The organism is Mesorhizobium sp. M4A.F.Ca.ET.090.04.2.1, from assembly GCF_003999085.1.
Classification (GTDB): domain Bacteria; phylum Pseudomonadota; class Alphaproteobacteria; order Rhizobiales; family Rhizobiaceae; genus Mesorhizobium.
Window position 1 is genome coordinate 1 of record NZ_RZOT01000169.1, and the last position, 10,870, is coordinate 10,870.

At 64.0% G+C, this 10,870-nt stretch carries 11 protein-coding genes and 2 pseudogenes; 7 read left to right on the forward strand and 6 right to left on the reverse strand.

The genetic code is table 11. The features are described 5' to 3' along the window. Positions 1-61: 61 nt before the first annotated feature. From EN781_RS14115 to rfaD, 3 genes and pseudogenes are all read right to left on the reverse strand, one after another. Positions 62-244, reverse strand: a pseudogene (locus EN781_RS14115) (lipopolysaccharide heptosyltransferase I); the annotation flags it as partial. Continuing rightward, complete coding sequence (gene waaF / locus EN781_RS14120; RefSeq protein ID WP_126058737.1) at positions 241-1,248, reverse strand: lipopolysaccharide heptosyltransferase II; 1,008 nt, start codon at positions 1,246-1,248, stop codon at positions 241-243. The gene waaF and the pseudogene EN781_RS14115, both read right to left, overlap by 4 nt. Further along, entirely contained in the window at positions 1,221-2,171 is a 951-nt protein-coding gene (gene rfaD, locus EN781_RS14125; protein WP_127400073.1) for an ADP-glyceromanno-heptose 6-epimerase, read from the reverse strand. The genes waaF and rfaD overlap by 28 nt, the downstream gene beginning before the upstream one ends. Positions 2,172-2,272: 101 nt before the next feature. Here rfaD and EN781_RS14130 point away from each other — a divergent pair, with 101 nt between their 5' ends. The 5 genes from EN781_RS14130 to EN781_RS14150 all read left to right on the forward strand — a co-directional run bounded on the left by EN781_RS14130 (position 2,273) and on the right by EN781_RS14150 (position 6,237). Continuing rightward, the gene (locus EN781_RS14130; RefSeq protein ID WP_126058738.1) at positions 2,273-2,692 is read left to right on the forward strand and encodes a hypothetical protein; all 420 of its coding nucleotides are present in this window, start codon (positions 2,273-2,275) and stop codon (positions 2,690-2,692) included. 26 nt (positions 2,693-2,718) lie between these two features. Continuing rightward, on the forward strand, positions 2,719-3,354 hold the full coding sequence (locus EN781_RS14135; protein ID WP_127400074.1) for a LysE family translocator: 636 nt from the start codon (positions 2,719-2,721) through the stop codon (positions 3,352-3,354). Positions 3,355-3,505: 151 nt separating this feature from the next. After that, positions 3,506-4,990, forward strand: coding sequence for a D-glycero-beta-D-manno-heptose-7-phosphate kinase (gene rfaE1, locus EN781_RS14140; protein WP_126058740.1), 1,485 nt, complete (start codon positions 3,506-3,508; stop codon positions 4,988-4,990). A 7-nt stretch (positions 4,991-4,997) separates the two neighbouring features. Next, the gene (locus EN781_RS14145) at positions 4,998-5,570 is read left to right on the forward strand and encodes an SIS domain-containing protein (protein ID WP_126058741.1); all 573 of its coding nucleotides are present in this window, start codon (positions 4,998-5,000) and stop codon (positions 5,568-5,570) included. Continuing rightward, the gene (locus EN781_RS14150) at positions 5,563-6,237 is read left to right on the forward strand and encodes an HAD-IIIA family hydrolase (RefSeq protein WP_126058742.1); all 675 of its coding nucleotides are present in this window, start codon (positions 5,563-5,565) and stop codon (positions 6,235-6,237) included. The genes EN781_RS14145 and EN781_RS14150 overlap by 8 nt, the downstream gene beginning before the upstream one ends. Here EN781_RS14150 and EN781_RS14155 read toward each other — a convergent pair. Beyond that, the gene (locus EN781_RS14155; protein ID WP_126058743.1) at positions 6,209-6,679 is read right to left on the reverse strand and encodes an Lrp/AsnC family transcriptional regulator; all 471 of its coding nucleotides are present in this window, start codon (positions 6,677-6,679) and stop codon (positions 6,209-6,211) included. The genes EN781_RS14150 and EN781_RS14155 overlap by 29 nt on opposite strands. Before the next feature lie 247 nt (positions 6,680-6,926). Between EN781_RS14155 and trxB the strand changes: the two genes are divergently transcribed. Next, on the forward strand, positions 6,927-7,901 hold the full coding sequence (trxB, locus tag EN781_RS14160; RefSeq protein ID WP_126058744.1) for a thioredoxin-disulfide reductase: 975 nt from the start codon (positions 6,927-6,929) through the stop codon (positions 7,899-7,901). Between the two features lie 74 nt (positions 7,902-7,975). Further along, the gene (locus EN781_RS14165) at positions 7,976-8,872 is read left to right on the forward strand and encodes a LysR family transcriptional regulator (RefSeq protein ID WP_126058745.1); all 897 of its coding nucleotides are present in this window, start codon (positions 7,976-7,978) and stop codon (positions 8,870-8,872) included. Positions 8,873-8,926: 54 nt separating this feature from the next. On the opposite strand, the gene EN781_RS14170 is transcribed toward EN781_RS14165, so the two are convergent. Together EN781_RS14170 and EN781_RS14175 are read right to left on the reverse strand one after the other, a co-directional pair. Then, entirely contained in the window at positions 8,927-9,424 is a 498-nt protein-coding gene (locus EN781_RS14170; RefSeq protein WP_126058746.1) for an isoprenylcysteine carboxylmethyltransferase family protein, read from the reverse strand. A 671-nt stretch (positions 9,425-10,095) separates the two neighbouring features. Beyond that, positions 10,096-10,870 (reverse strand): annotated as a pseudogene (locus EN781_RS14175) (elongation factor G); the annotation flags it as partial.

The window sequence follows — 10,870 nt, forward strand, 5'->3', positions numbered from 1 at the left end:
GGGCACAGCGCAGTTTTGCCGCCTCATGCCAAGTGTCGCTGTTGAAAAGCCGCTTGCGTCAGCGCCGGATTGCCACCGTGTGGATGATGCCGATCGCCGGGTGCAGGGCGACGATGCCGGCAAAGGCTTCCTCCACGCACCAGTCGAAGGAGACGTCCGGGCGGTGGCGGCGCGCATCCTCGACAGCCGGGAAGGTATGGATGACATCACCCATCGAGGATGTCTTGACGATCAGGACCTTCATGCGGCGGCCGGCATTGCCAGCAGCCGGTCCACTGCCGCCGCGACCCGCGCGACGTCGAGCGTCTTCAGGCAGTTGAGATGGCCGAGCGGACAGGTCTTCTGGTGGCAGGGCGAGCAGGACAGGCCGAGCCACACCAGCTCGGCGTGCTCGGAGAGCGGCGGCGTGTTCTCAGGGGAGGTCGAGCCGTAGACGGCGACGATCGGCGTGCGGACGGCGGCGGCGACATGCATCAGCCCGCTGTCGTTCGACACCGCCAGCCGTGCCGCGGCGATGAGGTCGATGGCGTCCTCCAGCCGCGTCTTGCCGGCTAGGTCGACGGCGCCTGGCGCGAGCGCGGCGATCTCGGCCGTCACCTCGGCGTCGTTCCTGGATCCGAGCAGCGCGACCTTGAGGCCTCTTGCCATCATCGCGCGCGCCAGGTCGGCGTAGCTTTCGCTCGGCCAGCGTTTCGCTGGGCCGAATTCGGCGCCGGGCATCAGCGCCACAAAGTTCTTCGCGCTTAGGCCCGAGCGGTCGAGCAGGGCAGCCTGGCTGACGGCATCGATGGTGAGCTTCGGGGCCTGGAAGGTGCCGCCGCGGGCAAGGCCGAAATAGGCGCGCGCCGTGCGCCGCTTCACCGCGTCGGGCAGCGGCACGATGTCGGTGAGCAGGCCGTAGCGCATTTCCCTGAGGTTGCCGACGCGGCGCGGAATGCGGGCAAAGAACGGGATCAGCGCCGACTTCCAGCTTCCCGGCAGAATATAGGCCATGTCGTAACGGCCGCGCAGCAGGCGGCCGAACCGCCTGCGGATGCGGAATTCGAGCGCGCCGGGCTTCATCGGGAAATCGATCTGCTGGCGTATCTCCGGCATGCGCTTGACGAGCGGTGCCGCCCAGGCCGGCGCCAGCACGTCGATCGCGGCGTTCGGATACTGCTCCTTCAGCGCCGAGAACAGGCACTGCGCCATGACCATGTCGCCCACCCAACGTGGGCCGATCACGAGGATCGCTGGGCTTTCAGCCATTCGACATAGTCTCTGACACCGGTTTCGACAGTCCGGAATTGGCCATTGTAACCGGCCGCGCGCAAGCGGGACATATCAGCTTGGGTAAAACTCTGGTAGCTGCCCTTGAGGTGGTCGGGGAAGTCGATGAATTCGAGCCTGCCCCTGCCGAGCGTATCGATGACGGTCTCGGCGACGGCGCGGAATGGCTGGGCGCGGCCGGTGCCGCAGTTGAAGATGCCGCTCGAGCCGCGCTTCCACAGCCAGAGATTGACGTCGGCGACGTCGCCGACATGAATGAAGTCGCGGCTTTGCTCGCCGGGTCCGAACCCGTCATAGGCGCCGAACAGCTTCGGGTTTTCGCCGCGCTCGACCTGGTTGAACAGATGGAAGGCGACCGAGGCCATGGCGCCCTTGTGCGCCTCGCGCGGTCCGTAGACGTTGAAATAGCGAAGCCCGGCCACCTGCGAATGATCGGTGTCGAAGACGGTGCGGCGGACATAGTCGTCGAACAGTTTCTTGGAATAGGCATAGACGTTGAGCGGCCGCTCGAACTGCTGTTCCTCGCGGAACTCGCTGCCGCCGCCATAGACCGATGCCGAGGAGGCGTAGAGGAAGGGCACGCGCAAGGCCAGGCAGGCATGCAGCAGCCGCTTCGAATAGGCGTAGTTGACGTCCATCATGTACTTGCCGTTCCACTCGGTGGTGGTCGAGCAGGCGCCCTGGTGGAAGACGGCCTCGACGCGGCCGAGCCCGCCATTCTCCAGGCGTGCGAGGAAATCGTCCTTGTCGAGATAGTCGGCGATTTGGAGGTCGGCGAGATTGGCGATCTTGTGGCCGTCGGTGAGGTCGTCGACGACGAGGTTGTCGCTGTGCCCCTCGGCGTTGAGCGCGGCGACGATGTTGGAGCCGATCATACCGGCGCCGCCCGTGACGATGATCATGAAGGCCTCTGGTTGCTTCCGATTCCGGTCCTTATAAGGGAGGCAGTATGGGCTGTCGATAAAGCCGGCAGCGGTTGGTCTAATCGCAGCAGGACTGGTGAATGGCAGGAGATCCTTCAGCTATGCCAACCGATAGACATGGCGTGGCGGTGTTTGTCGGTTCCTACGTTCGGATGGTGTCCCTGCCGGACGAGAATCGTGGAAAACCGATCGAAAAGGTGCGCAGGTCATCGATCGGACGCATTTGCCGAATTGTTGAGCCGTACGAAGGGACATCGACGAATGGCATCCAAATCAGCAGTGGCGAATTTCGGCTCCACTACGCTCCCCTTTCTCTCGATGGTATCCAAGGAATCTCGTTTTACGCAGCTCCGACGGACATAGAGCTCGTCGCGGCTACAGAGGAAATGCTGCTGCTCTATAGCGAAGACATCTGGCAACTTGTCCGGCCTTTCGGTGAAAAGCAGGACACCCCGACTTTCGAGCGGCTGGTGGCAGCGTTCGGTTTCTCAGAAGTTTGAACATCATCATTCACAGGAGCAAGGCAATGCCGTCGAGCGAACTGCTCATCGCGTTTTTCGCCACCACGGCGATCTTCGCCTACATTCCCGGTCCTGCCATGCTCTACGCGGCGGCGCAGACGATGGCGCGCGGGCGCTGGTCAGGTTTGACGGCGGCGCTCGGCATCCATCTCGGCGGCTATGTGCATGTCCTTGCGGCGGCAGCGGGTCTTTCGGTGCTGTTCCATGCCGTTCCGCCGCTCTACATGGCGGTCAAGCTCATCGGCGCGCTCTATCTGATTTGGCTCGGCGTCTCGCTTTTCCGCGCCAGGACGCAAGGCGGCGACTCGGCGCTGCCCGCCATCGAGCGGAAATCGGCCCGCCGCGCCTTTTTCGAGAGCATCACCGTCGAAGTGCTCAATCCCAAGACGGCGATCTTCTTCATGGCGTTCCTGCCGCAATTCATCGATGCCTCGGCGGCATTTCCGGTCTGGCTGCAGTTCGTCATCCTTGGCACCCTCGTCAACCTGATGTTCTCCTCCGCCGACATAGCGTGCGTCTTCCTGGCCGGGGCGATGATCGCCGGGCTGCGGCGTTCGAGCCGCGCGCAGCGGCTGATGCAGCGCGCGGGCGGCGCGGTGCTGGTTGGTCTCGGCGTCCATGTCGCCCTGCAGAAGAGCTGAACGGCCGGCCGGGGTTCTGCGGCGACCCGTCCCCCGGCCGCCGTTGCGCTGGCTCGAATTGCGGTATATCGGCTTCGCCATGAACGACCGTCCAGCCATTTGAACCCCGAACCATCCTCAGAAACGGCTTTTTCCGCGCGTTGCCAGTGACATGATCAATCATCATCTGCCTTCCCCGGAACCTTTGCACCGCGCCATCGCGCGCTTTGGCGGCGTCACCGTGCTGGTGGTCGGCGACTTCATCCTCGACCGTTTCGTCAGCGGCGTGATCGAGCGGATCTCGCCGGAGGCGCCCATTCCGGTGCTGCACGGACGTGGCGAGATGCTGGCGATGGGCGGTGCCGGCAACGTCGTCTCCAACATCGTCTCGCTGGGCGCCGCCGCAATTCCTGTTTCGGTGATCGGCGCCGACAAGGCGGGCGACGATCTGATGCGGATGCTTGGCGAGCTTGGCGCCGAGACATTCGGCCTGTCGCAGCAGCGCGACCGCATGACCTCGTCGAAGAGCCGCTTCAGCGCGCTCAATCAGCAGGTGTTGCGTTTCGACGAGGAGGAGGTGAAGTCGCTCAACGCCGCCGAGCGATCGACGCTGGTCGAGCATTTCCGCACGGCCCTTGCGCGCGCCGACATCGTCATCCTGTCCGATTACGGCAAGGGCATGCTGCTCGACGGCGTCGCCGGCGAGCTGATCTCGATCTGCCGCGAGGCGGGAAAGCCGGTGCTGGTCGATCCCAAGGGCCGCGACTATGCCCGCTATGCAGGCGCGACGGCGGTCACGCCCAACCGCAAGGAACTCGGCGAGGCCGTGGGGCGCGCGGTGTTTGCCGATGACGAGATCGTGGCGGCGACGCGGGAACTGATCTCGGCGCATGGCTTCGACTTCGTCGTCGCGACGCGCAGCGAAAAGGGCATGAGCGTCGTCGAGCCCGACGATGCGCGCCACATCGCCACGCAGGCGCGGGAGGTGTTCGACGTCTCCGGCGCCGGCGATACTGTCATCGCCACCTTCGCGCTCGCACTCGCGGCGGGCGCCGACCGTGTGCAGGCCGCTACAATCGCCAATGCCGCCGGCGGCGTCGTGGTGGGCAAGCGCGGCACGGCGCGGCTGACGGTCGAGGAACTGACGGGGGCGCTGTTCCGCTCGCATGGGCCGGTCGCGCACAAGGATGCCATCCTCGACGCCGCCGCGGCAGCCAGGATGGTGGCCGCGTGGAAAGAGGAAGGGCTGACAGTCGGCTTCACCAATGGCTGCTTCGACATCCTGCATGCCGGCCATGTCAGCCTGCTGCACGCGGCGCGCAGCCAGTGCGACCGGCTGGTGCTCGGCCTCAACAGCGATGCTTCGGTGCGCCGGCTGAAGGGCCCGGGACGTCCGGTCAACGACCAGCACGACCGCGCCTGCGTGCTGGCGGCCCTAGCCTCGGTCGACGCCGTCGTCGTCTTCGAGGAAGACACGCCGCTGGCGCTGATCGAAGCCTTGTTGCCCGACATTCTGGTCAAGGGCGCCGACTATACGATCGACAAGGTGGTCGGCGCCGACGTGGTGCAGAAGGCCGGCGGGCGCGTGGTGCTGGTCGACCTCGTCGCCGGCAAGAGCACGACCGGCACCATCGGCAGGATGCGCGCTACCAATTGAGGGTTTCATGTCCGCACTGAACGACTATCTGGTTCGCTCGGCGGCCGCGCTTACGGCGACGGTCGAACGCGACCTTACCGCCGAGATGGAACGCGCCGTGAGCACGGTCGTCACCGCGCTGTCGCAAGGCAAGGCGCTGCTGATCTGCGGCAATGGCGGCTCGGCTAGCGATGCCATCCATATCGCCGGCGAGCTGGTCGGCCGCTTCCTCAAGGAGCGCAAGGCCTACAATGTCATCGCGCTGCCGGCCAATGCGGCGGTGCTGACCGCCTGGGGTAACGACTACGGTTTCGACACGGTTTTCTCGCGCCAGGTCGAGGCCCATGGCTCGCAAGGCGCCGTGCTGCTCGCCATCTCGACCAGCGGCAATTCGCCGAGCATCCTGGCTGCCGCCGAACAGGCTCGCATGATGAGCATGACGGTGATCAGCCTGACCGGCGACACCGGCGGCAAGCTCAAGCCGCTGACCGACATCCTGCTCAACGTGCCGTCGATCTCGACGCCGATCATCCAGCAGGGGCATCTGTGCCTCTACCATTATCTGTGCGAGGCGGTCGAAGCGCGTCTCAGCAATGGCTGATAGCAAGCCGCCGTATCCGCTCGATGAGCCCGGTCTTTGGGTTGAGCGGACTCGCGACAGGACCTTTGCGACTGGCCTGCCAGCGATCTTTCTCGACCGCGACGGTACCATCAATGTCGACACCGGCTATCCGAGCGATCCCGCTGATATCGTGCTGCGGCCGGAAATGCTACCGGTTATCCGAACGGCCAATCTTGTCGGTCTTCCCGCAATTATCATCTCGAACCAATCAGGTATTGCGCGCGGTTATTTCGGCTGGGCTGAATTCGCCGCCGTGAATGCCAAGCTGCTGGCACTTCTCGAAGTCGAGCAATGCCGGATCGATATGGTGTTCGCCTGTGCGTACCATTCGAGTGGCACGGGTGAGCTGGCGATGGGCGATCATCCGATGCGCAAGCCCAATCCCGGCATGCTTTTGCGTGCTCGTGATTTGTTGGGTGTGGACATTGGTCGATCGATCATCGTTGGCGACAAGGCCGACGACATGGAAGCCGGTCGAAGGGCCGGGCTGGCGGAAGGCTGGCTGGTCGGCGGCAGGTTCAACAAAAAGGCCGCGGACGGCAGTTTTGCGATACGCAAGCTAATGACGGGCAATGATTATCGCAGATTGTGCGACCTAATTGCCGGGTGGGCGCGGTTTAGAACGCCACCAGGCCCTCATCCTTGACGCGACGGATGGTGAGCGCGGTGCGCACGGTATCGACATTCGGCGCCGAGGCCAGTTCCTCGATGACGAAGGTCTGGAAGGTGCCGAGGTCGCTCGCCACGCAGTGCAGCAGGAAGTCGGATTCACCGGATACCATCCAGGCGTCGCGCACGATCGGCCAGCCGCGCGTGCGCTCGGCGAAGGTCTTCAGCTCGGCGTCGGCCTGATGATGCAGGCCGATGAGGCAGAAGGCGACGACATCCATGCCGAGCGCCGGCGCGTTGAGCAGGGCGCGGTAGCCGCGGATGATGCCGGCCTCCTCCAGCCGCCGGACGCGGCGCAGGCAAGGCGGCGCCGAAATGCCGACGCGGTTGGACAACTCGACATTGGTCATGCGCCCGTCATCCTGCAGCTCGCGCAGGATCTTCCAGTCGATGGCGTCGAGATCAGCTTTGAGCGGCATGGTCGGCTTTCGTGCGCGCAAGAATCTTTCGTGATTTTGTAATTAGACTTTCCGATGCATGCCATCCCTCCGTCCGACGATTTTTGACCGGAGGGTGAGAGATATTGCCGGCTATGCCGGCGCAGCTTTCCGGGGACGAATCCCAACCCGCCTTGCTGGCGCCGCGGGCAGCACTTACATTACGCGCGACAATCGGGCGGGATTTCCTTTAATCAAAATCCTTGGCTGCCCTCAGCAGAGAGCTTTCATGACCACCAAGCACGCGCCAGTCCTCATCATCGGCTCCGGCCCAGCCGGCTATACGGCGGCGATCTATGCCGCCCGCGCCATGCTGAAACCCATGCTGGTCGCCGGCCTGCAGCAGGGCGGCCAGTTGATGATCACCACCGACGTCGAAAACTATCCGGGCTTTGCCGATCCTATCCAGGGTCCATGGCTGATGGAGCAGATGCTGAAGCAGGCCGAGCATGTCGGCACCGACATCGTCAACGACATCATCACCGAGGTCGACCTCAACGTGCGGCCGTTCCGGGCCAAGGGCGATTCCGGCACCACCTACACCGCCGACGCGCTGATCATCGCCACCGGCGCGCAGGCGAAATGGCTGGGCATTCCCTCCGAGCAGACCTTCATGGGCTTCGGCGTCTCGGCCTGCGCAACCTGCGACGGCTTCTTCTATCGCGGCAAGGATGTCGCGGTGGTCGGCGGCGGCAATTCGGCGGTGGAGGAGGCGCTCTATCTCTCGAACCTCGCCAAGAGCGTCACCGTCATTCACCGGCGCGGCGACTTCCGCGCCGAGCGCATCCTGCGCGAGCGGCTGTTCAAGAAGGAGAATGTGCGCGTCATCTGGGACACGGTCGTCGACGAAATCACCGGGCAGCCCGGCAAGGCGCCGCTGCCGCCTTCGGTGGAAGGGCTGACGCTGCGCAATGTCGTGACCGGCGAGGTGACGCGGCTCAAGGTCGATGGCGTGTTCGTGGCGATCGGCCATGCGCCGGCGGTCGAGCTGTTCGTCGGCAAGCTGAAGCAGAAGCCGAACGGCTATCTGTGGACAGCGCCGGACTCGACCCGCACCGACGTGCCCGGTGTGTTCGCCGCCGGCGACGTCACCGACGACATCTACCGGCAGGCGGTGACGGCGGCCGGACTCGGCTGCATGGCCGCGCTCGAGGCTGAAAAATATCTCGCCGGGATCGAGGTGCACCGCGAGGCGGCGGAATAACAAAACGGCTGAGAAAAGCCGTTTAAAAGCCTGATTTTTCATTCAGACGCCAGAAAACGATACGAGGGGAAACCATGGCGCTGGACTGGGACAAGCTTCGCGTGTTTCACGCTGCGGCGGAGGCTGGGTCGTTCACCCATGCCGCCGAGACGTTGCACCTGTCGCAGTCGGCGATCTCGCGTCAGGTCAGTGCGCTGGAGCATGATGTCGGCGTGGCGCTGTTCCACCGCCACGCGCGCGGCCTGGTGCTGACCGAGCAGGGCGAAATGCTGTTCCGCACGGCGCACGACGTGCTGATGAAGCTGGAGACGATCAAATCGCGGCTGACCGAGGCCAAGGATCGGCCGTCCGGCGTGCTGAGGGTGACGACCACGGTCGGTCTTGGTGCCGGCTGGCTGACCGAACGCGTGCAGGAATTCATCGAACTCTATCCCGAGATCAGCCTGCAGCTGATTCTCGCCAACGAAGAGCTCGACCTCACCATGCGCCAGGCCGACTGCGCCATCCGGCTGCGTCAGCCGCAGCAGCCGGATCTCATCCAGCGCCGCCTGTTCACCGTGCATTTCCATCTCTACGCGGCGCCCTCCTACATCAGCAGATACGGCAAACCGGCCTCGATCGCCGAGCTTCGGAACCATCGCATCGTCACCTTCGGCGTGCCGGTGCCGTCGCACCTGTCGGAGCTAAACTGGCTGGAGACGGTCGGCGATTTCGAAAATGGGCAAAGAGTGCCGACGCTGCAGATCAACGACATCCTGTCGATCAAGCGCGCGGTGCAGGGTGGCGCCGGCATCGCCATGCTGCCCGACTACGTGATCAACAAGGATTCGGGCCTGATCCAGCTCCTGCCGGAGACGGAGGTGCCGTCCTTCGATACCTATTTCGCCTATCCGGACGCGATGAAGAACCAGGCCAAGCTGCATGTCTTTCGCGATTTCATCATCGCCAAGGCGCGCAGCTGGTCCTTCTAGGGTGCGTCGAAATCCAGGCGAGACCGGCCTGACCTGAACCTCCGGTTTGTCGGATCACCCGCGCCATGGCGTCAGCCGCGGCAGCCAGCCGGGGACGGCGCGACGGTAGGCCTCGTACTCGGCGCCGTAGCGACGGGCGAGCGTCGGCTCTTCGTAGAGCCTGACGAACGAGACCATGGCGGCGCCGACCACGGCGCCGTAGGCGACGAGCGTCCAGCTCGAGAACAACAGCGCCTGGCCGAGGATGATCGACAGCACGGCGACGTACATCGGATTGCGCACGTAACGGTAGATGCCGCTGACAACCAGCCGTTCGGTCGGCGCCACCGGGGCCGGCGTGCCAAGGCCCTCGAGCGCGAAGCGGGTGAAGGCGTGCAGCAGCATGGCTGTCGCTCCCACAACCAGCACCCAGCCGACAGGAACGAAGGCCGGCACCGTCGACAGCGGCAGCTGGTAGCGGTTCGTCAAAAGAAAAGGCGCCAGCCCGGCAACGACGCCGGGGGCCACGACAAGGAACAGCGCGCTGCCGGCGATTGCTGAAAATGTACGCATCAGGCGCCCTTGCCGCAAAAATGGACTGGGGCTGCTCGAATCCACATCATTTGGCGGCGTTCGCATTTTCCGATTGGAAACGACCCTGATGAAGGTTTCGGCAGCGACTTTGACCCTGAGTCGCGCTCGATTCCACCGATTTTCCTGGTCCTATTGAGCCCGGTAGTGGGTTGGACCACAGCCTGCGCCTTTTTGCATGCGTGTGTTGCAAAATAGATGCTTGTTTCTTGGGCATGATGAGCACATATATAGATCATCTCCTGGGCGCGTTCTCCTCCCATTAGCGCCCTCGAGTGTTCCCCTCTGGAGGTTAGCCTCAACAGGCACTTCCAATCAAACTCAGCCGGATCTTTATTGATCCGGCTTTTTTGTTGCCCGCAGTCCACGGATGCGGCGGAAAATCGATCGGCACTGCCACGTAACAGTGACATGTAACCTCTGGTAACATGGCGAAGACGCACTCTATCGAATAAGCAGATCATAGGACGCGGTTTGGTCGGTCCGGGAGATGGGGGCATCACTCGGACGGACCGGGCTCAGGCGGCTACCGCGTCCGAACCATTTCCCGCTGCGGCGGACCTGCCGTTTGCCTCCCAGGAAGACGGTCCGCAATAAGAACGGCGTCCGGATAGTCCGGGCGCCGTTTGCGTGTCTGCCACAACAAGTCCCGTTCAGGCAGCCTTGCCGCTGGCGTTCATCGCTTCGTCGGCCAGCCGGCCGGTAAGCTCGGCCATGTGGTCAAAGGCTGCCCGATAGCTGGCGACGCCGGCGGTTGCCGAGCGCAACTCGATGATCAGATCGCCGATCTCGGCCTGCGGCATGGTCGCCTCGACGACATCCCATCCCGGCCAATCAGGCCGCGCGTCATAACCGAGGATCTGGCCGCGCCGCTGCGGGATCAACGCGATGATCTTCGATGTCGCGTCGGACGGTGTGACGATCTCGACCTTCATCACCGGCTCGAGCAGCACCGGCGAGCAGGCAGCCATGCCCTCCTTCATCGCCAGCTTGGCCGCCATCTGGAAGGCCATGTCGGAGGAGTCGACGGCATGGTACGAGCCGTCCGAGAGATTGACTGCGACATCGACCACGGGGAAGCCGAGCGGTCCCGATTTCAGATAGTCGCGTATGCCTGTCTCCACCGACTGAATGTAGGTCTTCGGCACCACGCCGCCGGTGATGGTGTCGGTGAACTGGAAGCCAGTGCCGCGCGGCAGAGGCTTGATCTCGATCACCACGTCGCCGAACTGGCCGTGGCCGCCGGACTGCTTCTTGTGGCGGCCGCGCTGCTGCGCCGGTTTGCGGATCGTCTCGCGATAGGGCACGGCCGGAGCGTGGCCCTCGACCGGGATCTGGTTCTTGCCCTCGAGCCGCTCGCGCACGACCCGCAGGTGCATTTCGCCATGTCCCGACAGCACAGTCTCGGCGGAGTCCTGGTTGTGGCGC

Coding starts and splice junctions, on each gene's coding strand:
- waaF (WP_126058737.1), bottom strand. CDS start 1,248: ATGGCTGAAAGCCCAGCGATCCTCGTGATCGGCCCACGTTGGGTGGGC.
- rfaD (WP_127400073.1), bottom strand. CDS start 2,171: ATGATCATCGTCACGGGCGGCGCCGGTATGATCGGCTCCAACATCGTC.
- EN781_RS14130 (WP_126058738.1), top strand. CDS start 2,273: ATGGCAGGAGATCCTTCAGCTATGCCAACCGATAGACATGGCGTGGCG.
- EN781_RS14135 (WP_127400074.1), top strand. CDS start 2,719: ATGCCGTCGAGCGAACTGCTCATCGCGTTTTTCGCCACCACGGCGATC.
- rfaE1 (WP_126058740.1), top strand. CDS start 3,506: ATGATCAATCATCATCTGCCTTCCCCGGAACCTTTGCACCGCGCCATC.
- EN781_RS14145 (WP_126058741.1), top strand. CDS start 4,998: ATGTCCGCACTGAACGACTATCTGGTTCGCTCGGCGGCCGCGCTTACG.
- EN781_RS14150 (WP_126058742.1), top strand. CDS start 5,563: ATGGCTGATAGCAAGCCGCCGTATCCGCTCGATGAGCCCGGTCTTTGG.
- EN781_RS14155 (WP_126058743.1), bottom strand. CDS start 6,679: ATGCCGCTCAAAGCTGATCTCGACGCCATCGACTGGAAGATCCTGCGC.
- trxB (WP_126058744.1), top strand. CDS start 6,927: ATGACCACCAAGCACGCGCCAGTCCTCATCATCGGCTCCGGCCCAGCC.
- EN781_RS14165 (WP_126058745.1), top strand. CDS start 7,976: ATGGCGCTGGACTGGGACAAGCTTCGCGTGTTTCACGCTGCGGCGGAG.
- EN781_RS14170 (WP_126058746.1), bottom strand. CDS start 9,424: ATGCGTACATTTTCAGCAATCGCCGGCAGCGCGCTGTTCCTTGTCGTG.